Source organism: Kribbella sp. VKM Ac-2569, assembly GCF_004216905.1.
In the GTDB taxonomy this organism is placed as follows: domain Bacteria; phylum Actinomycetota; class Actinomycetes; order Propionibacteriales; family Kribbellaceae; genus Kribbella.
On the sequence record NZ_SGXJ01000004.1, the window covers coordinates 652372 to 675517 of the forward strand.

Consider the following 23146-nt stretch of genomic DNA (forward strand, 5'->3'; position numbering starts at 1 on the left):
CCAATGTCACGCAGCACCGCGCCGGACGTGGGGATCATCACGACCGGCCACGACGTGGCCGATGCGCGCCTGCACAAGATCACCGCTGCCCTGCAGCACCGTGACCTGTCGGTCGAGCTGTGGGGCCTCGGCGACGCCGACGGAGGACCGGCGGGCGCGGTGGTGCACGCCGGGCCGCGCGGCAACCTGGTGCAGCGGCTGGCGCGCACCGCCGTACTGCCGTGGCGGACCAACGCCAAGGTCGTGATGACGGTCGACCCGGACATGATCCCGGTCACCCGGCTCGTCACCACGCTGCGGCGGCGCAAATTCGTGGTCGACGTGCACGAGGACTATGAGCGCCTGCTCGCCGATCGCGCGTGGGCGCAGGGTCCGGCGGGTCTGCCGGCCCGGCTGATCGTCCGCGCCGGCTCGAAGCTGGCCGCGGGCGCCGACCTCACCGTGGTCGCCGACTCGCATCTCGCACCGCACCAGGCGAAGCACCGCATCGTGGTGCAGAACCTTCCCAACCGCGGCTTCCTGGCCCCGTCCCCGCCCACCGGCGCACCGCGTGCGGTGTACGTCGGGGACCTGCGCAGGAGCCGTGGACTGTTCGACATGGTCGAGACCGTCGCCGCGGCGCCGGACTGGTCTCTCGACCTGGTCGGCCCGGTCGCACCGTCGGACCGGGACGAACTGGAGGCCCGGATCGCCCGGCCCGACCTGACCGGTCGGGTCCGGCTGCACGGGCGCCAGCCACCGGCAGAGGCATGGCAGCTCACCAAGGGAGCTTGGGCGAGCCTGGCCATGCTGCAGCCGACCCCGGCGTTCGTGGAAGCGATGCCGTCCAAGATCTACGAGTACCTCGCCAGCGGCCTTCCCGTGCTGTCCACCCGGCTGCCTCGGCAGACCAAGGTGATCGAGGAGTCCGGTGGCGGAGTCCTGGTGGACTCGGTGGCGGAGGCGTCCGAGACCCTGCGGCGCTGGTCCGCGGACCCCGGTGAGCTGGAGAAGCTGCGCGACCACGCGCTGCAGTGGGCGGCGGACCATCTGCCCACGACCACGCCGTACGACGACCTGGCCGACGCGATTCTCAAACTGCTAAAGGGAAGTGCATGACCGACCGCCCTCATCTGTTGTACGTCGCCTGGGGCTTCCCGCCCTGCCGTGGCGGCGGTGTCTACCGGGCCCTGGCCACGGCCAACCGGTTCGCCGCGCTCGGCTGGAAGGTGACCGTGCTGACGGCCGACCGCGATACGTTCTTCCGGTTCACCGGTGCGGACCTGACCCTCGAGGAGCGGGTCGATGAGTCCGTCGAGGTCGTCCGGGTCCCGTTCGAGTGGCCGATTCTCGAAGCCGACCTGCGCCGCTGGTCGAAGCGCCGGGCGTCGAACCCGAAGCTCTGGGCCAAGTGGCGTACGAAGCAGGACCAGATCCCGTTCCCGGAGAGCGGCTACGGGCCGTGGCGTTCGGTGATCGAGAAGGCCGCGGAGCGCATCCACCAGGCGAACAAGGTCGACCTGACGGTCGCCACCGCCAACCCGCACGTCGCGTTCACCGCGGCGTACCACCTGCACAAGAAGTTCCAGGTGCCGTACGTCATGGACTACCGCGACGCGTGGCTGCTGGACGTGTTCACCGGTGACCGGCTGCACGAGCCGAACAGCCGCGCGGCCAAGTGGGAGAAGAAGCTGGTCGAGTCCGCTCGCGAGGTCTGGTTCGTGAACGACCCGATCAAGGACTGGCACGAGAAGCTCTACCCGGCGCAGGCGAGCAGGATGCACACCGTCGCCAACGGCTTCGACCCCGACCTGGTGCCGGACACGCAGGACCGGGGCGCGGTCACCGACCGGCCGCTGGTCTTCGGGTACGTCGGAACGGTGTCGCCGAAGGTGCCGCTCGCGGACTTCGTCAAGGGCTGGCAGCTCGCCAAGGAGCAGTCCGAGGAGCTCGCCGGCGCGAAGGCGAAGATCTACGGCTACCTCGGGTACTACGCGCAGCCGCGGGCGGACATGCTCGCGACGATCAACGCCGCAGGAGAGGACGGGGTCAGCTACGAGGGCCCGGTCGGCAAGGCGGAGATCGCCAAGGCGTACGACGAGTTCGACGCGCAGCTGCTGATGCTGGGCAAGGGCCGGTACGTGACGAGCGGCAAGGTGTTCGAGTACCTCGCCACCGGGTTGCCGGTGGTGTCGGTGCACGACCCGGAGAACGCGGCGTCCGACGTACTGCGTGGGCATCCGTTGTGGTTCCCGGTCGCGGACGTGACGCCGGAGGCGATCGCGGCGGCGCTGATCGAGGCGGCGCACGCGGCCCGCACCGCGGACGAGGGGATCCGGGCGAAGGCGCGCGAGTTCGGTGCGTCGTACCGACGGGACCTGCAGCTGGATCCGCGGATCGAGTCGCTCGCGGCGAGCGTGAAGGGGGTAGCGGCATGAGCAACGTCGTTCTGCTGTCCACGCGCAAGCTGCCGCCGACGTACTTCGACCAGGTCCGTGAGGACCTCGGCGACCAGGACATCACCATCGACGTCGTCGGTTGGGTGGCACCGTCCGCCTGGGTGGCCGACAAGGTCAACACCTTCACGCTGATCGGCCCGGGTCGCATGCCGGCCGCGCCGGTCGTGGAGCCCGAGCCCGAGACGGTCACGGAGCCGACGGACGAGGCGCCGGACGCGGTCATCGCGCCGGAGGCCGTTGCCGATCCGGAAACTGTCGTCGAGGACGAGGCAGAGGTTGCTCCGGCGGCCGCGCAGGTTGCGGCCGCTGCCTCCACTCCCACTCCGCCTGCTACCCCGCCTCCTGCTGCGAAGCCGCGTCCCACCGGGGCCAAGCGGGTCGTGAAGGCCGTCGAGTGGCGCGCCCGGAAGGCGAAGAAGGTCGCCGGCCGGATGTTGCCCAAGGCAATCAAGACCTCGGCGCCGGTGAAGTTCCTGCGCGGCCAGCGGGCGACCAGCGATCTCGGCAAGACGTACTGGGAGCGGGTGCTCAGCCGTCGCGACGTGCTGTCGACCATCGACCAGGCCGATGTCGTGATCGCGCTCGACGCCGGCGCCATCTGGGCCGGCTGGAACCTCGGCCAGCGGAAGGCCAGCACGCCGGTCGTGCTCGGTCTGCCGGCGGCCCGCCGGGAGCTCGACATGATGAAGGCACCAGTAGGTAATGGGTGACACAGCGACGATGACGATCCGCGAGCACCTGCCTGCGCCATTGGCCCGGACCGCGGGAGCGGTCCGGCGGCGCCTGCGGGGCTTGCGGTACTCGTACGCGCAGCTGCCGGCGTTCCCGCCGGCAGCGACGACGCCGGTGCGGATGCTGGTCGGACCGACCAACTCCGCCGGTCAGGGGCATGCCTGGGCACAGGCCGCCAAGACCCTGCCGGACGCCAGCGCCGTCGCGTTCTCCCTGCACCGCAAGGGCCAGTTCCAGTTCGCCGACGACTACGGCGTACCGCTGGCGTGGTTCGGTCAGCCGCGCTGGCAGCGCGCCCAGCAGCAGTACGTCGTCGAGAACTACACGCATGTGATGGTCGAGTCGCTGCGTCCGATCTTCGGCGCCCGCGGCTTCTCGGACGCCTCCGCCGACATCGAGACTATGGTCGCCAAGGGCATCAATGTGAGTCTGCTCTTCCACGGCTCCGATATCCGCCTGCCCAGCCGGCACGCGAAGCGCGAGCGCTGGTCGCCGTTCGCTCCGGGTGACGAGCTGACCGACCGCCTCGAGCCGCAGGCCCGCCGGCACGCCGAGCTCGTCGAGTCGCTGCAGCTTCCGGTGTTCGTCTCCACGGTCGACCTGCTGGACGACGTACCGAACGCCCAGTGGCTGCCGGTCGCGATCGACCCGGCGCCTTGGCAGCAGGCCGCGCGGCCGTTGTTCTCCGGCGAGAAGCCGGTCGTCGCACACGTTCCCTCGAACGCGAAACTCAAGGGCACCGAGGAGATCGACGCGGTGCTGACCGGGCTGCACGAGAGCGGCGTGGTCGAGTACCGGCGGATCGCCGGCGTACTGCACGAGCAGATGGCCAACGTCATCGGCGACGCAGACATCGTTGTCGATCAGCTCCGGATCGGCCTGTACGGCGTGGCAGCCGCGGAAGCGCTGGCGGCCGGGCGGATCGTGGTTTCGTACGTCGGTGACGGGGTGCGCCACCGGGTGCGTAGTCTGGCCGGGCGAGAGGTGCCGATCGTGGAGGCGGATCCCGACACCCTGGGTGAGGTCCTCACCGGCCTGATCGCGGATCGTGACGCCGCCGCCGAGCGGGCGGCCGCCGGCCCCGGTTTCGTGGCGGAGCTGCACGACGGACGCCGCTCGGCCGAAGTACTGAGAAGTTGGCTCATTTCGAAGGAGACCCTGTGACGTCCCGCATCGCGCCATCCGCCGACGTCGACGACAGCGCCCAGATCGGCGACGGTTCGTCGGTCTGGCACCTGGCCCAGATCCGCGAGAACGCGGTCCTCGGCGAGAACTGCATCGTCGGCCGCGGAGCCTACGTCGGGACCGGGGTCCGGATGGGCGACAACTGCAAGATCCAGAACTACGCGCTGGTGTACGAGCCCGCGTCCCTCGAGGACGGCGTGTTCATCGGCCCGGCGGTGGTGCTCACCAACGACTACTTCCCGCGCGCGGTGAACCCGGACGGGTCGCCGAAGAGCGGGCACGACTGGGAACCGGTCGGGGTGACGATGAAGGAAGGCTGCTCACTCGGTGCGCGCAGCGTGTGCGTGGCCCCGGTCACCATCGGCCGCTGGGCGACCGTCGCCGCGGGTGCGGTGGTGACCAAGGACGTGCCAGACTTCGCGCTGGTCGCCGGGGTCCCGGCGCGCCGGCTCAAGTGGGTCGGCAAGGCCGGGGTTCCGCTGCTCTCCGTCGGGGACGGCGAGTGGAAGTGCCCGAACACGGGCGAGATGTACATCGAAACCGACGGACGGCTGCGGCCGGCCGGTGAAGCAATGGAGGAGAACTGATGGTGCAGCCGATTCCGGCCGCGAAGCCGATCATCGGGAAGGAGGAGCGCGAGGCTGTCGACCGTGTCATGCAGTCCGGCATGCTCGCCCAGGGTCCTGAGGTGGCGGCGTTCGAGCAGGAGTTCGGCGCGGCGCTGGTCTCCGGCCGGGCGTGCGTCGCGACGAACTCGGGCACGTCGGGTCTCCACCTCGGCCTGCTGGCCGCCGGGGTCGGACCGGGTGACGAGGTCATCGTCCCGTCCTTCACCTTCGCCGCGACCGCGAACAGCGTCGCGCTGACCGGCGCCACCCCGGTGTTCGTCGACATCGAGCCGACGTACTTCTGCCTGGACCCGGTCGCGGTCGAGGCCGCGATCACCGAGAAGACCAAGGCCGTCATGCCGGTGCACCTGTTCGGTCACCCGGCCAATGTCACCGCGCTGCAGGCGATCGCCGAGAAGCACGGCATCCAGATCTACGAGGACGCCGCGCAGGCCCACGGCGCCACGTGGAACGGCGCCCCGGTCGGTACGTTCGGTGAGTTCGCGATGTTCAGCCTCTACCCGACCAAGAACATGACGTCCGGTGAGGGCGGCATGAACTCGGTCGCGAACGCCGACCTCGAGCGCCGGATGCGGCTGTTCCGCAACCAGGGCATGCTCAAGCAGTACGAGAACGAGGTCGTCGGCCTGAACAACCGGATGACCGACCTGCACGCCGCCATCGGCCGCGTGCAGCTGACCAAGGTCGGCGGCTGGACCAAGCAGCGGCAGGAGAACGCGGCCTTCCTGGACGCGAACCTGCAGGGTGTCGCCGTTCCGGCAGTTGCCGCCGAGGCGACCCACGTGTACCACCAGTACACGATCCGCGTGACCGAGGACCGTGACGGCTTCGCGAACGCACTCCGGACCGAGTACGGCGTCGGCTGCGGCGTGTACTACCCGATCCCGAACCACCGGCTCCCGTCGTTCCAGCGTGAGCTGGACCTGCCGGAGACCGAGAAGGCCGCGGCCGAGGTGCTCTCGCTGCCGGTCCACCCCTCGCTGTCCGAGGACGACCTGAACCGGATCGTGGCCGCGGTGAACACCGTGGCGAAGGCTGGTGCGTGAGATGGCGAACCTGCGTGCGGGCCTGATCGGCCTGGGCATGATGGGCCGGCACCACGGCCGCGTCCTGGCGTCCCTCGAGGGCGTCGACCTGGTCGCGGTGGCCGACCCGGGCGGTGACAAGTTCAACGTGGCCGGCGGTCGTCCGGTGCACAAGACCATCGAGCAGCTGATCGCGGAGAAGCTCGACTACTGCATGGTCGCGGTGCCGACGCAGTACCACGCCGAGATCGCGAAGGCGCTGGCCGAGGCCGGCGTGCACGCGATGATCGAGAAGCCGCTGGCCGGTTCCTCGGCCGAGGCGACCGAGATCGCGAAGGCGTTCGAGGCGGCCGGTCTGGTCGGCGCGGTCGGCCACATCGAGCGGTACAACCCGGCGCTGCAGGCGCTGCGGGTGCGGCTGGAGGCCGGCGAGCTGGGCGATATCTACCAGATCACCACCCGCCGCCAGGGCCCGTTCCCGGCCCGGATCGCCGATGTCGGCGTGGTGCTCGACCTGGCCACCCACGACATCGACCTGACCGCCTGGGTGACCCAGTCGCCGTTCGTCTCGGTGTCCGCGCAGAGCGCCCACAAGTCGGGCCGGCAGTACGAGGACCTGATCGCGGTGACCGGCAAGCTGGCCGACGGCACCGTCACCAGCCACCTGGTCAACTGGCTGTCCCCGATGAAGGAGCGGCTCACCGTCGTCACCGGTGAGAAGGGCGCGTTCATCGCGGACACTCTGACCGCCGACCTGACCTTCCACGCGAACGGCACCGTCGTCACCGCGTGGGACGACGTCGCGCACTTCCGTGGTGTCAGCGAGGGCGACATGGTCCGGTACGCGATCAGCAAGCCGGAGCCGCTGCGCACCGAGCACGAGGCGTTCCGCGACGCGGTGCTCGGCAAGGAGGCGGACATCGTCACGCTGCAGCAGGGTCTGACCACCGTGAAGGTGGCCGAGGCCGTTCTGCAGTCGGCGTCCGAGGATCGAACCGTCAAGGTCGCCGGGGAGTCCCAGTAGCCATGAAGGTTCTGAGCGTTGTCGGGGCGCGCCCGCAGTTCGTGAAGCTGGCGCCGGTCGCGGAGGCATTTGCCGCGACCGAGCACCAGCACGTGATCGTGCACACCGGGCAGCACTACGACAAGAACATGTCCGACGTGTTCTTCGCCGACCTGCGGATCCCGGCCCCGGACGTCCACCTGGGCGTCGGGTCCGGCAGCCACGGTGTCCAGACCGGTGCGATGCTGGCCGCGATGGACGCCGTACTGGACGAGCACAAGCCGGACTGGGTGCTGGTGTACGGCGACACGAACTCGACGCTCGCCGGCACGCTGTCCGCGGTGAAGATGCACCTGCCGGTCGCGCACCTCGAGGCCGGGCTGCGCTCGTTCAACCGGCTGATGCCGGAGGAGCACAACCGGGTACTTACTGACCACGCGGCTGATCTGCTCCTTGCGCCCACGCAGGTGGCGATGGACCACCTGGCGAACGAGGGTCTGAAGGACAGGTCGCGGCTGGTCGGCGACGTGATGACCGACGTGTGCTTCCGGGTCCGTGACGCGGTCAAGGACAACGAGCTCGACCTGCCGTTCAAGCGCGGTGAGTACGTTGTCTCGACCATCCACCGGGCCGAGAACACCGACGACCCGGAGCGGCTGGCCGCGATCGTCGACGGTCTCGGCGCTGCCGGTACGCCGGTCCTGCTGCTGGCCCACCCGCGGCTCGTCGCGAAGTGCGCGGAGCACGGCATCAAGTTGGAGCGTCCGGACGGTTCGCTGCACGTCCGGGAGCCGCTGGCGTACCCGGAGATGGTCGCGGCCGTGCTCGGTTCGGCCGGTGTCGTGACCGACTCCGGCGGTCTCCAGAAGGAGGCCTTCCTGCTCGGCCGGGTGTGCACCACGCTGCGCACCGAGACCGAGTGGGTCGAGACGCTGGACGACGGATGGAACGTGTTGACATCCGACGTGAGTAAGCTGCCCGAGTTGGCTGCCCGGCCGACGCCCACGGGTGACCGCCCGATGCCGTACGGCGACGGCCACGCTGCAGAGCGTGTCGTTTCCACTCTCGCGGAGTAACTACATGACGAAGGCCGCCGAAGAGAACCAGACGTCGCCGACCCAGGAAGCCCCGGGGTCGGCCGCTGTCACGACTCCGCCTCCCGGCGCGCCCGTCAGTACGTTCCCCGGCGACGCGGGCCCACCGCGCCCCGGCAAGAGGTTGCCACGAGTCGAGTCGCTCACCGGTTTGCGCTGGTGGGCGGCCTTCTTCGTGTTCTGCCACCACATGACCCAGCTGGCGCCGCTGCCGGTCTGGAACTTCCTGAAGTACGGCACGTCCGGCGTCACGTTCTTCTTCGTGCTGTCCGGTTTCGTGCTCACCTGGTCGGCGCAGCCGGGGACGAAGATCAGCACGTTCTACCGGCGCCGGTTCGCCCGGATCTTCCCGCTGTACTTCCTCACCCTGGTGGCGGCCGTCTTCGTCTTCTACCGGTTCGAGCCGCCGGCCGGGATGTCCTGGATCAAGCCGGTGTCGATGACGGTGCTGGTGATGTCGGCGTTCCTGGTGCAGGGCTGGTCGAACAACCCGACCATCCTGTACGGCGGTAACCCGGCGGGCTGGACGCTGTCGGTCGAGGCGTTCTTCTACGCGTACTTCCCGTTCGTCTGGCGGGCCACGCAGCGGCTGAAGACGGTCGGCGGCCTGATCCTCTGCGTCTCGGTGCTCGTGCTCGGCGGGGCGTACCGCCTGGCGCTGTTCCACTACAAGGCCGACGTACCGGTGCTGCCGCAGCCGGTGCTGCACTCGGTGGCGTTCCTGTTCGGTATCGGCCTGGCGATCTCGCTGCGGTCCGGCTGGAAGCCGCGGATCCCGGTGTGGTTCGCGTTCCTGGTCACCGGCGGCGGGCTGTACCTGCTCTGGTACTCCGGCTTGCACCCGACCCAAATCCCGGGCGCGGTCACGATGGGCCTGTGCCAGAAGGAAGTCCTCACGTTCCTGTACGGCTTCCTGATCCTCGCGGTCGCCGCCCGCGACACCCGCGGCGGCCGGTCGGTGCTGCGCAGCAAGCCGATGGTGGCGCTGGGCCAGTGGTCCTACGCCTTCTACCTGGTGCACGCCACGATCCTGTACGCGATCAAGGAGTACCACGGCATCGCCGGCCCGATCGGCTGGTCCAACCTGACCTGGTACGCCGGTGTCCTGGTCATCTCGATCTTCGCCTCGGCGCTGCTCTACAAACTTGTCGAGCACCCGCTGGAACGGAAGCTCCGAGGCCCCCGATGAAGAATCACTACCTAGTGGAGTTCCTGTGCGTGTCAGTGTTGTTGCCTTAGGCAAGATCGGACTGCCGTTGGCGGTCCAGTTCGCGGCCAAGGGCCATCAGGTCGTCGGCGTCGACATCAACGAGAAGTTCGTCGAGCTGGTGAACGCCGGCCAGGAGCCGTTCCCGGGTGAGGCCCACCTGCAGGAGCTGCTCTCCGAGACCGTGGCCGACGGCCGCCTGCGGGCGACCACGGACTACGCGGACGCGATCCCGAACAGCGACGCGGTCGTCGTGGTCGTGCCGCTGTTCGTGGACGAGCAGACCGGTCAGCCCGAGTTCGGCTGGATGGAGAACGCGACCCGTTCGCTGGCCGAGCACCTGGCGCCCGGCACGCTGGTCAGCTACGAGACCACGCTCCCGGTCGGCACCACCCGGAACCGGTGGAAGCCGATGCTCGAGGAGATCTCCGGCCTGACCGAGGGCACCGACTTCCACCTGGTGTTCTCGCCGGAGCGGGTGCTCACCGGCCGCGTCTTCGCGGACCTGCGCAAGTACCCGAAGCTGGTCGGCGGCCTGTCCGAGGAGGGCGCCAAGCGCGCCACCGCGTTCTACGAGGCCGTCCTGGACTTCGACGAGCGCCCGGACCTGGACCGCGCGAACGGCGTCTGGGACCTGGGCTCGGCGGAGGCGGCCGAGCTGGCGAAGCTGGCCGAGACCACCTACCGCGACGTGAACATCGGCCTGGCGAACCAGTTCGCCCGGTTCGCCGGCCAGAACGGCATCGACGTGCACGCCGTCATCGAGGCGTCGAACTCGCAGCCGTACAGCCACATCCACCGGCCGGGCATCGCGGTCGGCGGCCACTGCATCCCGGTCTACCCGCGGCTGTACCTGTACACCGACCCGGACGCCACCGTCGTCCGGGCCGCCCGCGAGGCGAACGCCGGGATGCCCGACTACACGATCGGTCTGCTCGAGGGCGCGTTCGGTGACCTCAAGGGCGCCAAGGTCGTCGTGCTCGGCGCGTCGTACCGCGGTGGCGTCAAGGAGACCGCGTTCTCCGGGGTGTTCCCGGCCGTGGAGGCGTTGAAGGCGCGCGGCGCCGAGGTGTCCGTGCACGACCCGCTGTACACCGACGAGGAGCTCCAGGGTCTCGGCTTCACGCCGTACACGCTGGGCACGCCGGTGGACGCCGCGGTGCTGCAGGCGGATCACGCGGAGTACGCGCAGCTGAGCCCGGCCGACCTGCCGGGCGTGAAGGTACTCGTCGACGGTCGCGACCGCACCGACCCGGCCAAGTGGGCGGGCGTGCGTCGGATTGTGATCGGAAGGTCGGTCAGCCAGTGACACATGCCGACCTGCGGGTCGTGATGATGGTCGCCAACGACGTCACCAACGACAGTCGGGTCCGCAAGGAGGCCGCAGCACTGGCCGAGACCGGAGCAGAGGTGACTGTGCTCGGGGTCTCGGCCAGCGGTCTGCCGTCGAGGGAGATGCTCGACGGAGCGCTGATCGTCCGGGTGGCAGTGCCTTTCACACTGCGTGAGGAACGGAAACGAAGCCGCACGGCGCGCCGCAACTGGCGGCCGCCGCTGGTGGGGTACCGGTACCGAGCAACCTATGTGGCGCGCAGCCAGCGGATCGCGGCCGAGCTCAAGGAGCTCAAGGCGGACTCCGGGCACGCGATCGCGCGCGCCAAGGCGGGCCAGGGGAATCCGGTCAAGTTCAAGGCCGGCGTCGCCACCCGGCTGCTCCGCCGGGCGCGCTGGCAGGCCGCCGGGCGCGCCGCCTGGGTCCGCAAGGGCGTCGGCAACAAGGCGGACGGACCGTTCAAGTTCGGCTGGCGGGCGTACGACGGGGTGCTGCACCGGCTGCCCTGGCCGGCGCCGTGGCGCAAGCTGCACCCGGAGGCGCTGGACCTGGAGATCGCGTTCGGCGACCTGATCGACCGCCTCGAGCCGGACGTGGTGCACGCCCACGACATGCACGTGATCGGTGTCGCGACCCGCGCCGCCGGCCGCGCCAAACTGCGTGGCCGCAAGCTGAAGGTCGTGTACGACGCGCACGAGTACGTCGCCGGACTCTCGCAGTACGGCGCCCGTACCCGGCGTTCGATCGCGGCCTGGGCCAACCACGAGCGCGAGTACATCGGCGAAGCGGACCGGGTGATCACCGTCAGCCCGGCCATCGCGACCCGGTTGCAGCGCGAGCACAACCTGCGGCACGAGCCGGCCGTGGTGATGAACACGCCGAACCCTGCTGACGTGTCGGTCGAGGTGTCCGACATTCGCAGCCAGATCGGCCTGGCATCCGACGTACCGCTGCTGGTCTACAGCGGTGGTGTGACGCGGGCGCGTGGCATCCACACCGCCGTACAGGCGCTGGCGGATCTGCCGGACGCGCACCTGGCCGTCGTGTGTGTACCTGGTGTGGCGACGGATGCTGTCCGCGAGCTGCAGGCGCAAGCAGTGCAGCTGGAGGTGCAGGACCGCCTGCACTGCCTGGACCCGGTGAAGCCGGACGAGGTGGTCGCGTTCCTGCGGACCGCCGACATCGGCCTGATCCCGATCCTGCGCTACCCGAGCCACGAGATGGCGCTGCCGAACAAGCTGTTCGAGTACGCGTTCGCGGGGCTGCCGGTGGTGGTCAGCGACATGCCGAGCATGAAGGAGTTCGTCGACCGCACCAAGATCGGCGAGGTCTTCACCGCGGCCGACGCGCACGACCTGGCGTCGAAGGTCCGCACGGTGCTCGGCGACCTGGACAGCTACCGCGAGCGGGTTGCGGATCCGGCGTACCAGCAGGAGGTGTCCTGGGCCGGGCAGGCGACCAAGCTCCGTGAGCTGTACAGCGAGCTGACCGGGCAGCAGCTCGACGTCACGCGGCCGGGTGGCAAGATGCGCAAGACCGGGCGGCACCTGCTGCTCGGACCGGTCAACAGCGCCGGACAGGCATGGTTGTGGGCGACCGCGCTCGAGCGTGAGGTGCCGGACGTCAAGGCGGAGTCGCTCACCACGGGCAGTGGCGCGTTCGACTTCCGCGTGCACCGCACGGGCACGTACCGCCAGTACCGGTCCGACCTGCGCTGGCAGCTGGAGCTGACGTCGTACGCGTTGCGTGAGGTCACCCACGTGCTGTTCGAGGCGGGCCGGCCGATGTTCGGTCAGCAGCGCGGGCAGATGTGGACGACCGACGTACCGATGCTGGACCAGGCCGGGATCAAGCACGGTCTGGTGTTCCACGGGTCGGAGATCCGCGATCCTGCGCAGCACCGCGAGCAGTACCGGTACTCGCCGTTCCGCAACCCGGACGACGAGCTCACGGTGCGCCTGCAGGCCGCGAACAACCTGATGCGCCACCACCTCGACGGCTACAAGGGACCGGTCTTCGTCACCACGCCGGACCTGCTGGAGTTCGTCGACAACGGCATCTGGTTGCCGCTCGCCGTCGACGTCGAGGGTTTCGTGTCGACGCAGCCGGTGCTCGAGCGGGAAGTCCCGGTGGTGCTGCACGCGCCGTCGGCTTCAGCTTTGAAGGGTTCGGCGTACGTCGACCCGGTGCTGACGGACCTGGATGCACGGGGCCTGATCAAGTACCAGCGGGTCCAGGGTGTGCCGCATGCTGAGCTCGCCGAGATGGTGAAGAGCGCCGACATCGTGGTCGACCAGTTGCTGCTCGGTTCGTACGGCGTGTTCGCCTGCGAGGCGATGGCCGCCGGGCGAGTCACCGTCGGGCACATCGCGGACCCGGTTCGCGACCTGTTGCCGACCGACCTGCCGATCGCCGAGGCGAACCCGGACGACCTGGCGGAGGTGATCGAGCGGCTGGTCGCCGAGCGCGACACCGCCCGCAAGATCGCCGACGCGGGACCGTCGTTCGTCCGGGACCTGCACGACGGGCGGAAGTCGGTCGCGGAATTGCTGCCGTTCCTCAACAACGAACTGGTGTATGAGGACGAGAGCGAGTAAGTGCGGATTTTGATGATCGCGCAGTCCCCGATCGCCGGGGACTCGCGGATCCTGCGGGAGGCGACGGCGCTCGCCGCGGCCGGTCACACGCTGCATGTGATCGGCCGGGACGTCCCTGAGGGCTTCGAGGTGGGGCCTGGGATCACGGTGGAGTCGGTCTCCCGCTCTTCCGGTCTGCGGAGCGGGAACGGCGGGTTGACGGTCGGGCACGGGCATTCCGGGCCCAAGGTGCTGGCCAAGCGGTTCGGGCGGTGGCTGTTGCTGCCCGAGCACCGGAACCGCACCGAGAAGCAGTGGCGGATCGCCGCGGCCCCGCGAGTGGCCGACGCCGGTCCGGTCGATGTTGTGCATGCGCACGACTTCAACACGTTGGAACTCGCCGCCGAGTACGCCGAGAAGTGGTCGGCGGCGCTGATCTACGACAGCCATGAGCTGTGGTTCGACCGGGCGCTGCCGGGGCGGCCGACGCCGTTGTGGCGGGCGCGTGGGCGGCGGTACGAGGTGGCGTTGGCGTCGAAGGCGCGGGTCGTCCTCACGGTGTCGGACGGGATCGCGGCGCGGCTGCGGTCGCGTGGATTGGCCGATGTGCGCGTCGTACGGAACACGTTCCCGCGTGCGGACGACGTACCGCCGGCACCTTCGCAGCCCGAGGGTTTGCTGTACGCCGGACGCGTCGGAGCCGGGCGGGACCTGCCGACCGTGGTGGCGGCGGCTCGTGAGCTGGCGCCGTTCCGGACGGTGCTGATGGGGTCGGTGGATCCCAACTATCGCTTGGATCTGGGGCCGGTGGAGACCGTCGCGGAGCGGTCCATCGACGAGGTCGACGACACGCTGCGCTCGTACGGCATCTCGCTCGTCACCCTCACCAACACCTGCGAGAACCACCGCCTCGCGCTGCCGAACAAACTCTTCCACGCGGTCCGGGCCGGTGTCCCGGTCGTCGCGGCTGATCTTCCCGAGCTGAGGGCGGTCGTCACGCAGTACAAGCTCGGCGGCCTCTACGAGCCCGGCAACGCGCACTCGTTGGCCACGGCGGTCCGCACGGTGATCGACAACTACACGGCGTACACCGACGGAGTCCGCGCAGCCGCCGCAGAACTCAACTGGGAACACGACGCAGCCACCCTCGTCGCTGCCTACACCGACCTCCCCCAGTAACCCCATTTGCCTGGCTGACCCATCAAATGCGGGGTTTGTGACCCTGGATGAGGGTCACAAACCCCGCATTTCGCTGGTCTACCAGCCAAATGGGTTAGCGGGAGGCTTCGACCATCTGCTTCATCAGTTCGACCGGGTTCTTCTCCGGCTCGGGCTGGGCGAGCCTCGTGGAGGGGACTCTCGCCTGCGGTACCTCGGCTGTTTGGAGGGCTGTGGTGTAGCCCGTCAGCGGAAGGGTGAGGGACGAGCGCGTCGGGTCAAGCGTGATCGTCGCACCCGTGAACGGGACCGACGGGTTGTCCGGCTCGACAGTCAGAACGAGACCCAACCGGTGACCCGCGGCGAACACCACATCGTCCGCGTTCAGCTCGAACGTGAGGTCGTACCAACGATCCGAACGCAGCGATTCCTTCACGTATGGGGACTTGTAGTGCCCGACGTCTGCCAGCGTCCGTACGACGACGGACGTGTCGGAGACCGCGGTGTTGATCTGCGTCTTCGCGTAGCAACCGGTGTCGAGCGCGTTGCCGTCGCCCCAGCAAACACGCGTATCCGGCACGTTGGTGACGTTCACGTACCGGTTCGCCGTACCGTAGTCGACCAGCCGCGCCTTGATGCCTGAGGCAACCTTGTTGACCTTGACTCGGACCGACACCTTCCCGGTGCCGCTGACCCGGACCGCCTTCTCCAGCTCGTCGCTGAGGAACACCGCCCGATCGGTCCGCGGTGTCGTCGGATCGAGTACGACGGTGTCCGCCGACTCCTTGTCCGTCCCGGTGAAGCTGACCGGGTTGCTCGTGCCGGTCAGCTTGCTGAGCTTCAGCGTGGTTTGCGTGGCGCCGGCCGCCGGCCATTTCGCCTCGTCGACGAACGCCCCGTCCTCACGCTGGACCGTCGCCTGCGGCGTGTCCATCACGCCGTTCTTCAGGCCCTGCAGCCAGTAGTCGAACCACGGGTGCAGCTTGTCCACCCACTCGTCGCGGAAGCTGAACCCGTCCAGGTGTACGCCCTGGTGCAGGAAGATCTTCCGCGGCACGTTCTGCTTCGCGAGCTCGTCCCACCACTCGCCGAACTGGCGGGTCTTCACGTTCTCGTCGCCTAGCCCGTGCACGACGTACACGCTGGACCGGACGTTCGAGGCGTCGAGCCGGTAGTTCCGCGGGTCCCACCACGTGCTGTACGAGCCGGTGCGGGTGTCGGAGTCCTGCTCGATCTCGTTCGTCATCTGCTCGCACCGCGGCGAGGCGTCGTTGCTGACGTAGTCGTGCAGGAAGCCCATGTACTCGTCGTAGAACGGCACCCCGAAGCCGCGGGTGTAGTCGTACCAGCTGGAGATCGCCGCGATCGGCACGATCGTCTCCAGCCCGCGGACGCCGGTGCTCGCGACCGAGTTCGCGATCGTCCCGTTCCAGGACACGCCGATCATGCCGGCCTTGCCGGTCGACCAGTCGGCCTTCGCGGCGCTGCCGTCCGGCTTGTGCCCGGTGGTCCGGTTGTTCAGCCAGTCGATGACCGCCTTGGTGCCGAGCACCTCGAGATCCGCGCCGACGTCGCTGCAGCCGGTGGACCGGAACGTCCCGGGCATGTCGACGAACGCGACGGCGTACCCCCGGGGCACGAAGTAGTTGTCCAGCCAGCTCCCGAACACCTGCCGGGTGCCGGTCGCGTCGAAGTAGGTCGTCGGGTCGCCCGCGTAGTACGGCGACGCCTGGATGATCACCGGTACGTCGATGCCGGCCTGGGCCGCCTCGCCCGGCCGGATGATGTCGACCGTGATCTGGTCGGTGATCCCGTTCGCGTCGCCGTCGAGCCGGGGTACGTCGACCTGCACCTTCTCGTGGATCGCGTTGTCGTAGTCGTAGGCGGGCACCGTCGCGGTGCCCTGGACGAAGGGTTTGGACGGTACGGCGGTAGGCCCGGCGACCGCGGTGAGCGAGGCGGCCGGGGCCACCACCGCCGCGAGCACCAGGGCCAGCCCGGTACGTAACCGAGTTCTGCGCATGCGTGGATCTCCCCCTATGGGCGGTAGGTGAAGACCTATTCTGTGCACAGAACTCACCTGCCCGCTCACTTTTCGTGCACAGCAGGGGTAAAACTTCGCCCGCAACTTTCGCTGTCCGCCAGGTATCAAGTGGTGTGAGATTCCTCCGAAAGGACAGCTTGATGTTTCGTAAGGCTCGTGGGCTCGCCGGCGCTGCCGGACTTGTGCTCACCCTCGGTCCGACGCTCCAGCCTGCTGCTGCCGCGCCAGCGACCAACAGTGCGGTCGCGGCGGCCTGTGCGCTCGGGCTGGGCTCGTTCGACTCGGCCTCCGGCGTCAACAGCCGGGTCGTCAGTGCCACGGCGCCGCCGACCGTGAGCCCGGCCCTCAACACGCCGAATCTCTACACGACGCCGTACGCGGTGAGCGATCCGACCGCGTTCACTGCGGTCCCCGCCGGCAACGGCCGGACGACCCGGAGCGGCAAGGTCGTCTGGGGCGCCGGCTATCTGATGGAGAGCACCTACACCATCGGCAGCGACGGCAAGATCGTCGGTACGCCGGTGTTCAAGCGGATCGGCAACGGGTGGGGCGGGCGGTTCCTGATCCAGTCGCAGTACAAGGCGTCCGCGACCAGCAAGCCGACCCGGACGATGCTGTACTCGCAGGACATGTACGGCAAGTTCGGGCGCTGGACCGATGTCGGCAAGGGGTTCCGCAACACCGGGTACGTGACCGGGATGAGCACGATGAAGTCGTTCGCACTGATCGCGACGACGCCGGCGTACGACATGTTCCTGGCGAACAACCGCGCCGGCGGTCTGTACACGGTCAAGATCCCGACCAGCGTCCCGCTGAAGCCGATCATCACGCCGGTCCGGACGTCGAGCTGGCAGATCTTCGAGCAACTCGTCGCGGCACCGTGTGGCCGGACGGGTTCGATCCTGCTCGGCATCGACAAGGACGCGAAGACCGCCTACCTCTACGCGGTCGGGCACGCGAACGGCACGTCAACCGTGATCAAGAGCCTCGGCAAGGCGCCGGGAGCCATCACCGACTGGGAGTACTTCCGGTTCGCTCCGGCGTACGACCCGCTGAACGGAGGCTGACATGTGGTGGCGTGCGGCGGCAGTAGCGAGTTGTGCGGTCCTGGCAGTGGGCTTCGTGCCGACGTCTGCCGAGGGCGCGGGGCAGGCGGCGACCGAGGCGTGCTCGGCGGCGATCGGCTCGGTGACGGCGCAGGGTGAACACGTCATTCGCGGCCTGAAGGCGACCAACCCGCCTTCGCTCTCCGCGGGGTCTTCGGCCGTGAAGCTGTATGCGCCCGGGGTTGTCCGGCTGAGCACCTACTTCGAGGACTACCCGGGGTCCGGTGGCGGCACCTCGCGGAACGGGAACGTCGTCATCGGGGACAGCCTGTACGGCAGCTTCTACTACCTCGACGCCGGCGGCGAGTCCATGGAGCACCGGCTGACCCGGATCGGCGGCGGCTGGTCGAACTTCACCCAGCTGGAGCGGGCGACGTTCGACAAGCCGGTCGGGTCGGGGATCGTGCCGCGGAGCGACCTGTACGCGCTGCGCAAGGACGGTGTGCTGTTCCGCTGGCACCACACGTCCGCCGGCTGGCGCAGCACCGGTTCGTACCCGGGGTTCGCGGCGGTGAAGTCGATGGCCGTGATCAGCAAGACGCAGACGTACGACACGTTCATCGCGAACACTCGCGGCGGCGCGCTGTACACGATCCGGATCCCCACCACGTCACCGATGAAGCCGATCGTCAGGCCGGTCCGGACCAGCACGTGGCAGGGCTTCGAGACGCTGATCGCGGCGGCCTGCGGTCAGTACGGCACGCTCCTGCTGGGCATCGACAAGGACACCGGGAACGGTTACGCGTACGCCGTTGGGCACGCCAACGGAACCGCCACGGTCATCAACGGCCTGGGCAAGGTCAACGGCTCGTTCACCGACCCAGTGCAGTTCCGCTTCTCCGGCGTCTCCTTCTACGACTGGCTCAACGGCGAATGATCACGGACCAGCATGGCCGCGAGACGCGCCCTCGTGCTGTCGTCGGACGGCGTGTACGTGATGACGAACTGGCCGTCGTCGCCGGGTAGCTGGAGTGACTCCAGCGAGAAGGTGAGTTGCCCGGCGACCGGGTGGTTCAGGATCTTTGGGCAGTGGGAGCGGTTCTGGACGTCCTGGGAGGTCCAGAACCGCTCGAACTCGGGGCTGGCGGTGCGGAGCTCGTCGACCAGGGCCGCCAGCTCCGTGTCGTCGGCGTACCCGGCCGATGCCCGCCGGAGTACGGCGACCGCGTCCTGGGCGACGGTCTCCCAGTCGGCGTAGTAGTCGCGGGAACCCGGGTCCAGGAAGTACAAGCGGGCCAGGTTTTGGTGTGCCTCGAAGTCCGCGACCACCTCGAGAGCGGCGGCGTTCCACGCGAGGACGTTGCTCAGCCGGTCCACGACGATCGCCGGCAGGTCCTGCATCGCGTCGATCATCGCCTTCAGCTGTGGGCGGACAGGCGATTTCGGCGGTATGGCGGGCGGCGCCGCGCATGACAGCGACCGGAGGTGATCTCGCTCGGCCGGATCCATCCGCAGCGCGTCGGCCACCGCGGTCAGGACCGCCGTCGACGGGTTCCCGGCGCGACCCTGCTCCAGCCGGATGTAGTAGTCGACGCTCACGTTGGCCAGCAACGCGACCTCTTCGCGACGGAGGCCGGAGACCCGGCGATCCTGCCCGGGCCGCAGGCCGACGTCCTCCGGGCGCACCCGTGCCCGTCTGGTCTGCAGGAACTCTCCCAGCGCGCTCACCAATCCAGTATCCCCGGGAGGTTCAACCGACCGGGTGGTACTGCCAGACCTACGGTCGAAGCGGATCTTCTGAGCCGGCGCCGTCCGGCGGAGCGTGGAGCCATGAGCACTTCACGCATCGCACTTGTCACCGGCGCCGCCAGCGGAATCGGCGCCGCCATCGCCACTCGTCTCGCCGCCGATGGCGCGTCCGTCGCGCTGCTCGCCCGACGCCGCGATCGCCTCGAGAAGGTCGCCGCCCAGATCGCCGAGGCCGGCGGCACGGCGCTCGTCGTCCCGGCCGACGTCACCTCGGAGCAGTCCGTCGCCGAAGCCGCCGACCTGGTGCAGAGCCGCCTGGGTGACCTCGACCTGCTGGTGAACAACGCCGGGCTGATGCAGGTGATCCCGTTCGGCGACGCACCGGCCGCGGACTGGAGGCGTCTGGTCGACGTCAACCTGTCCGGCGTCATCAACGTCACGCACGCGTTCCTGCCCGCGCTGAAGCGGTCCGCCGAGACCCGGACGTCCGACCTGATCAACGTGTCGTCGCTGGCCGCGCAGCGGTTCCTTCCCGGGATGGCGACGTACGGCGCGTCGAAGGCGGGCGTCAGCTACCTGACTCGGGCGCTGCGCACGGAACTGGCTGATCAGGGGATCCGGGTGACCGGTGTGGAGCCCGGAATGATCGACGGCACCGAGCTCGCCGACAGCTTCCCGGCCGAGCTGCAGTCGATGGTGGACGACCTCCGCAGCACCCTCCCCGCGGTCCCGGTCAGCGAGGTCGCCGAGCTGGTCGCGTACGTCGTCAGCCGCCCACGAGACGTGAATCTCCCACACCTGATCATCCAGCCGTCGAAGGAGATCTAGCGACCTGGACAGGTTGGTGTGAACGCGCAAATCGGTGTCGAGGTTGGGGAGGATTTCTTCCCGAATCGGGTAGACGATCCTCCCCAAGTCGCCTCCGATGACCACGAGAGGCTCGCGGGCTCAGGTGATCATCCAGTCGTTGGAGGAAAGCTAGCGAGTGTTCACCATCGGTTCGTAGGGTCGCGGGCATGATTGCGACGCGACGCACGTTGTTGAAGGCCGGGGCTCTGGGGATCGGGCTTGCTGCGACGCCGGGGCTCTCGGTGGCTGCCCGGCCGCGGCGGACTCGGGTGCTGCTGGCAACGAACGAGCCTTGGGGGACGTACCACGCCCAACCGTTGCTGGCTGAGGCCGTACGGCGTGGTTGGGAGCTGGTCCAGGTCGTCCCGGATCTGACGCAGATCAAGCCGGGTGATCCGGTGCCGGTCGCGACGCTGAGCGACGTACCGCAGGCTGATCTGCTGGTGGTGAACGGGGCTTCGGACTGGCCGGCTGATGTGGCGGCGGCGCTGAAGCGGTTGCCGATGGCGGCGAGTTCGCTGGCGTATCTCAAGCCGGTGGAAGCGCCGCGGGCCAAGGAGTTCCGATCGCGGTTGGAGCTCGTGACGGCTGCGTCGCCGGCCGAGTCGGACGTGTTCGCGGCGTACCTCGGTTGGACGCATCGAGTGCGGATGGTGGGGTCGGCGCAGACCGACAACCTGCCGACGTACGCGCCACAGAAGGACCGGGTGTTGGTGCTGACCAGCGTCACGCACCCGGACCAGACCGGCGACGCGGCGCCGGGCACGCAGTTGCTGCTCGATGCGGCGGCGAAGTTGGAGGCGGCGGGCAAGCACATCGTGGTCGGCCTGCATCCGCGGGAGGACCGGACCCTTTGGGAGCAGTACGAGATCAGCGCTCTCGGTTCGGTGCCGGAGTCGGCGACCGCGGAATGCGCGGTGGGCATCCCCGGCACAGTGTTCCCGATCGTCGCGGCTGTCGGCGTACCGCTGGTTGGCTGCGTCGACCCGAAGCTGCAGGTGCCGGACTACATCCTGGACGTGTGTTCGGCGACGATCGACGCGCCCGAGCAGGCCGTCGACGCGATCGAGAACGCCAAGCCGGCCAGCCGTGGAGCGGTCTTCAACGCGGTCGGTCCGATCGGCGGATCGGCGCGGCGGCTGTACTCCGCGTGGCACGCCACGATTCAGACCACCAGGTGCAACTTGACCGCGGCGACGCCGATCTCGATCCGCTGACCCCAGCCGATACTCAAGGTGTCGGACTCCATCCCGTCGCCGAACACGACCAGGTCCGACTCGGCCGTGATCGTCAACGAATCCGGTGCCTTGAGCAACCCTTCGGTGTTGTCGGTGCCGGTCGCCGGTGACGGCCAGGCCTCGCGGACGAACCAGCACAGCACCGGATCGATCGGTGTTGGCAGCGCCAACGGACTGCGCCGTTCCTGCCAGGCCGATCGGCACCAGCCGGTCGAGCCGGTCCCGGTGCCGATCAGGATCCCGGATGACGACTGCCGCTCCGGCAATCCATCGGGCGAACTCAGCCGGTAGCGCGCGGACTGGTGTGTCCGATGGCCGACGTACACCTCGTTCAACGCGACCAGTTGCTGCCCGTCGTCGGTGCTCGCGGCAACCATCGTCCGCTCGGCGACCTGACGTTCGGCCAGGAGATCGGCGATGGCGGCGGGTTCGTGCGGCACGAGTACGCCGGGGTTGCGGGACGGCTCGGGGTTGATCCCGATCACCGGCTGACCGTCCAGGTACTTGGCCACATTCGCGACCAGACCGTCCTGGCCGACCGCGATCACCACATCCTCGGGACCGAAGCCGAACCGGTCCAGGTCGTTGCGCTCGGCAACGGCGCGGCGCCAGTCCAGCGGGATCGCCGCCGAGACCGTGGCGAGCGCGTCCTGCTGGGCCTGGTGCCGTGCGTCGAGTTCCGCCAGGTCCCGCCCGCGGCCGGCCAGGAAGAACCCGGCCTGCTGCCGCGTCCCGTGCCGGGCGACGAGTTCGGTCAACTCGGTCGCCCGATGCACGATCACCGCCCGTGGGGGAAGCGTCATCGCTGCTCGGCCAACCTTGTGAGGAGCGGCGTGATCAGGTCCGGGGTCACGTTGAGCGTGCCGATCTCCGGTAGTGCGCCCTGCTTGATCGCGACCGCGAGGATGGTCGCCTGGTCGAGTTCGGCGTACGCCTCCAGCAGAGCCTTCTCGGCAGCAGCCTCCGCTGCCCCGATCACCCGCTTGGCGTCGGCCTCCGCCTCGGCCAGCGCGCGCTGGCGACCGGCCGCGGCCTGCGTCTCGATCTGACCGGCGGCCGCGGCCTCGGTCGCACGCATGCGCTCGTTCTGACCGCGCTGGTTGACCAGCTGCTCTTCGCGCCGGGCGAGCTCGATCTGGTTCTGCAGTTCGTTCTCCGCGATCGACCGCTCCCGCTCGACGGCCATTGCCCGGCGTTCGTACGTCGCCTTGTCCGCGGCCTGCTGCACCATCTCGCGTGTCGGCGTCTGCAGCGCCTTCTCCACGTCCCGCTCCGCGCGTACGGCGACCACGCGCACGTCCTCGACGCCGATGCCGATCCCGGTCAGCCGCTGGTCCTCCCGCAGGCCGCTGCCCACCGCCTGGCGAAGCGCGGTCATTCCCTCGGACAGCGCCTCGGTGAGCGTCATGCGGGCGAGCAGGTCGAGTGCGGTCTGTTGTGCCAGTTCGGTCAGCAGCCCACCGAGTTGCTCGAGCGGGGTTGACCGCCAGAGCCCGGTGTCCGGGTCGATGCCGAAGTCCAGCCGGGCCGAGGCCAGCGCAGGGTCGGTCACCCGGTAGGTGACGGTGGCCTGCACCACGACGTCCTGGAAGTCCTGCGTGCGGCCGTGGAACAGCAGCGGCTGCTCGCGGTCGTCGACCGGGATCTCGCTCAGCGACGAGTTCAGGGCCCGGAACCAGAACGCCTGGCCGGCGCCGTCGTGCGCGACCTTGCCGTTGCGCAGGTGCCGCACGTGGGTGGTCGGGTTGGCCCGTAGGTGGCTGATGAAGCGGAACCGGGTGATGTCTGCCATCTCTTCGTTCTCCTTGTCGTCACTATGACGATAAGGGGTTGGGTGACT

20 protein-coding genes are annotated in these 23146 nt (G+C 69.0%); 16 read left to right on the top strand and 4 right to left on the bottom strand.

Translation table 11 applies throughout. The features are described 5' to 3' along the window. Window positions 1–3 precede the first annotated feature (3 nt). From EV649_RS29820 to EV649_RS29875, 12 genes are read left to right on the top strand one after another with little or no spacing between them, the layout of a single operon-like run. Window positions 4–1098 carry a glycosyltransferase gene (locus EV649_RS29820; protein WP_130386924.1) on the top strand — a complete coding sequence of 365 codons (1095 nt, stop codon included), beginning with the start codon at window positions 4–6 and terminating at the stop codon, window positions 1096–1098. Continuing rightward, window positions 1095–2417, top strand: coding sequence for a glycosyltransferase (locus EV649_RS29825; RefSeq protein ID WP_241998809.1), 1323 nt, complete (start codon window positions 1095–1097; stop codon window positions 2415–2417). The genes EV649_RS29820 and EV649_RS29825 overlap by 4 nt, the downstream gene beginning before the upstream one ends. Next, window positions 2414–3148, top strand: coding sequence for a hypothetical protein (locus EV649_RS29830; RefSeq protein WP_130386925.1), 735 nt, complete (start codon window positions 2414–2416; stop codon window positions 3146–3148). Before EV649_RS29825 ends, EV649_RS29830 begins: the two co-directional genes overlap by 4 nt. Next, window positions 3141–4334, top strand: coding sequence for a hypothetical protein (locus EV649_RS29835; protein ID WP_130386926.1), 1194 nt, complete (start codon window positions 3141–3143; stop codon window positions 4332–4334). Before EV649_RS29830 ends, EV649_RS29835 begins: the two co-directional genes overlap by 8 nt. Continuing rightward, window positions 4307–4942: an acyltransferase gene (locus tag EV649_RS29840; RefSeq protein ID WP_198682763.1), complete on the top strand. Its 636-nt coding sequence runs from the start codon at window positions 4307–4309 to the stop codon at window positions 4940–4942. Before EV649_RS29835 ends, EV649_RS29840 begins: the two co-directional genes overlap by 28 nt. Next, on the top strand, window positions 4939–6030 hold the full coding sequence (locus EV649_RS29845; RefSeq protein ID WP_198682788.1) for a DegT/DnrJ/EryC1/StrS family aminotransferase: 1092 nt from the start codon (window positions 4939–4941) through the stop codon (window positions 6028–6030). Before EV649_RS29840 ends, EV649_RS29845 begins: the two co-directional genes overlap by 4 nt. A gap of 1 nt (window position 6031) precedes the next feature. Further along, window positions 6032–7033, top strand: a complete 1002-nt coding sequence (locus EV649_RS29850) for a Gfo/Idh/MocA family oxidoreductase (RefSeq protein ID WP_130386929.1) — start codon at window positions 6032–6034, stop codon at window positions 7031–7033. A gap of 2 nt (window positions 7034–7035) precedes the next feature. After that, the gene (wecB, locus tag EV649_RS29855; protein WP_130386930.1) at window positions 7036–8088 is read left to right on the top strand and encodes a UDP-N-acetylglucosamine 2-epimerase (non-hydrolyzing); all 1053 of its coding nucleotides are present in this window, start codon (window positions 7036–7038) and stop codon (window positions 8086–8088) included. 4 nt (window positions 8089–8092) lie between these two features. Further along, window positions 8093–9295: an acyltransferase gene (locus EV649_RS29860; RefSeq protein WP_130386931.1), complete on the top strand. Its 1203-nt coding sequence runs from the start codon at window positions 8093–8095 to the stop codon at window positions 9293–9295. A 25-nt stretch (window positions 9296–9320) separates the two neighbouring features. Beyond that, a complete protein-coding gene (locus EV649_RS29865; RefSeq protein WP_130386932.1) occupies window positions 9321–10622 on the top strand; it encodes a nucleotide sugar dehydrogenase in 1302 nt (433 codons plus the stop codon). Next, the gene (locus tag EV649_RS29870; protein ID WP_130386933.1) at window positions 10619–13243 is read left to right on the top strand and encodes a glycosyltransferase; all 2625 of its coding nucleotides are present in this window, start codon (window positions 10619–10621) and stop codon (window positions 13241–13243) included. Before EV649_RS29865 ends, EV649_RS29870 begins: the two co-directional genes overlap by 4 nt. Before the next feature lie 12 nt (window positions 13244–13255). Beyond that, a complete protein-coding gene (locus EV649_RS29875) occupies window positions 13256–14401 on the top strand; it encodes a glycosyltransferase (RefSeq protein WP_130386934.1) in 1146 nt (381 codons plus the stop codon). Window positions 14402–14495: 94 nt separating this feature from the next. Here the strand turns inward: EV649_RS29875 and EV649_RS29880 are convergent, their stop codons facing one another. After that, complete coding sequence (locus tag EV649_RS29880; protein WP_130386935.1) at window positions 14496–16403, bottom strand: CocE/NonD family hydrolase; 1908 nt, start codon at window positions 16401–16403, stop codon at window positions 14496–14498. 161 nt (window positions 16404–16564) lie between these two features. Here EV649_RS29880 and EV649_RS29885 point away from each other — a divergent pair, with 161 nt between their 5' ends. After that, on the top strand, window positions 16565–17491 hold the full coding sequence (locus EV649_RS29885) for a hypothetical protein (protein WP_130386936.1): 927 nt from the start codon (window positions 16565–16567) through the stop codon (window positions 17489–17491). Between the two features lies 1 nt (window position 17492). Next, window positions 17493–18407 (top strand): hypothetical protein, encoded by a 915-nt coding sequence (locus tag EV649_RS29890; protein WP_241998811.1) that lies wholly within the window; start codon window positions 17493–17495, stop codon window positions 18405–18407. On the opposite strand, the gene EV649_RS29895 is transcribed toward EV649_RS29890, so the two are convergent. Continuing rightward, window positions 18383–19198: a helix-turn-helix transcriptional regulator gene (locus EV649_RS29895; protein WP_157996344.1), complete on the bottom strand. Its 816-nt coding sequence runs from the start codon at window positions 19196–19198 to the stop codon at window positions 18383–18385. The two genes, EV649_RS29890 and EV649_RS29895, sit on opposite strands and share 25 nt — an antisense overlap. A gap of 102 nt (window positions 19199–19300) precedes the next feature. Here EV649_RS29895 and EV649_RS29900 point away from each other — a divergent pair, with 102 nt between their 5' ends. Both EV649_RS29900 and EV649_RS29905 read left to right on the top strand, forming a co-directional pair. Next, on the top strand, window positions 19301–20047 hold the full coding sequence (locus EV649_RS29900) for an SDR family oxidoreductase (RefSeq protein WP_130386938.1): 747 nt from the start codon (window positions 19301–19303) through the stop codon (window positions 20045–20047). Window positions 20048–20235: 188 nt separating this feature from the next. Next, window positions 20236–21285 carry a hypothetical protein gene (locus tag EV649_RS29905; RefSeq protein ID WP_198682764.1) on the top strand — a complete coding sequence of 350 codons (1050 nt, stop codon included), beginning with the start codon at window positions 20236–20238 and terminating at the stop codon, window positions 21283–21285. Here the strand turns inward: EV649_RS29905 and EV649_RS29910 are convergent. Both EV649_RS29910 and EV649_RS29915 read right to left on the bottom strand, forming a co-directional pair. After that, complete coding sequence (locus EV649_RS29910; RefSeq protein ID WP_130386939.1) at window positions 21234–22109, bottom strand: NAD(+)/NADH kinase; 876 nt, start codon at window positions 22107–22109, stop codon at window positions 21234–21236. The genes EV649_RS29905 and EV649_RS29910 overlap by 52 nt on opposite strands. Further along, window positions 22106–23098, bottom strand: a complete 993-nt coding sequence (locus EV649_RS29915; RefSeq protein WP_130386940.1) for an SPFH domain-containing protein — start codon at window positions 23096–23098, stop codon at window positions 22106–22108. Before EV649_RS29915 ends, EV649_RS29910 begins: the two co-directional genes overlap by 4 nt. Window positions 23099–23146 lie beyond the last annotated feature (48 nt).

Excerpts from the sequence above, each read along its gene's own strand:
- EV649_RS29820 (WP_130386924.1), top strand. The coding sequence starts at position 4 with ATGTCACGCAGCACCGCGCCGGACGTGGGGATCATCACGACCGGCCAC.
- EV649_RS29825 (WP_241998809.1), top strand. The coding sequence starts at position 1,095 with ATGACCGACCGCCCTCATCTGTTGTACGTCGCCTGGGGCTTCCCGCCC.
- EV649_RS29830 (WP_130386925.1), top strand. The coding sequence starts at position 2,414 with ATGAGCAACGTCGTTCTGCTGTCCACGCGCAAGCTGCCGCCGACGTAC.
- EV649_RS29835 (WP_130386926.1), top strand. The coding sequence starts at position 3,141 with ATGGGTGACACAGCGACGATGACGATCCGCGAGCACCTGCCTGCGCCA.
- EV649_RS29850 (WP_130386929.1), top strand. The coding sequence starts at position 6,032 with ATGGCGAACCTGCGTGCGGGCCTGATCGGCCTGGGCATGATGGGCCGG.
- wecB (WP_130386930.1), top strand. The coding sequence starts at position 7,036 with ATGAAGGTTCTGAGCGTTGTCGGGGCGCGCCCGCAGTTCGTGAAGCTG.
- EV649_RS29860 (WP_130386931.1), top strand. The coding sequence starts at position 8,093 with ATGACGAAGGCCGCCGAAGAGAACCAGACGTCGCCGACCCAGGAAGCC.
- EV649_RS29875 (WP_130386934.1), top strand. The coding sequence starts at position 13,256 with ATGATCGCGCAGTCCCCGATCGCCGGGGACTCGCGGATCCTGCGGGAG.
- EV649_RS29880 (WP_130386935.1), bottom strand. The coding sequence starts at position 16,403 with ATGCGCAGAACTCGGTTACGTACCGGGCTGGCCCTGGTGCTCGCGGCG.
- EV649_RS29885 (WP_130386936.1), top strand. The coding sequence starts at position 16,565 with ATGTTTCGTAAGGCTCGTGGGCTCGCCGGCGCTGCCGGACTTGTGCTC.
- EV649_RS29890 (WP_241998811.1), top strand. The coding sequence starts at position 17,493 with ATGTGGTGGCGTGCGGCGGCAGTAGCGAGTTGTGCGGTCCTGGCAGTG.
- EV649_RS29900 (WP_130386938.1), top strand. The coding sequence starts at position 19,301 with ATGAGCACTTCACGCATCGCACTTGTCACCGGCGCCGCCAGCGGAATC.
- EV649_RS29905 (WP_198682764.1), top strand. The coding sequence starts at position 20,236 with ATGATTGCGACGCGACGCACGTTGTTGAAGGCCGGGGCTCTGGGGATC.
- EV649_RS29910 (WP_130386939.1), bottom strand. The coding sequence starts at position 22,109 with ATGACGCTTCCCCCACGGGCGGTGATCGTGCATCGGGCGACCGAGTTG.
- EV649_RS29915 (WP_130386940.1), bottom strand. The coding sequence starts at position 23,098 with ATGGCAGACATCACCCGGTTCCGCTTCATCAGCCACCTACGGGCCAAC.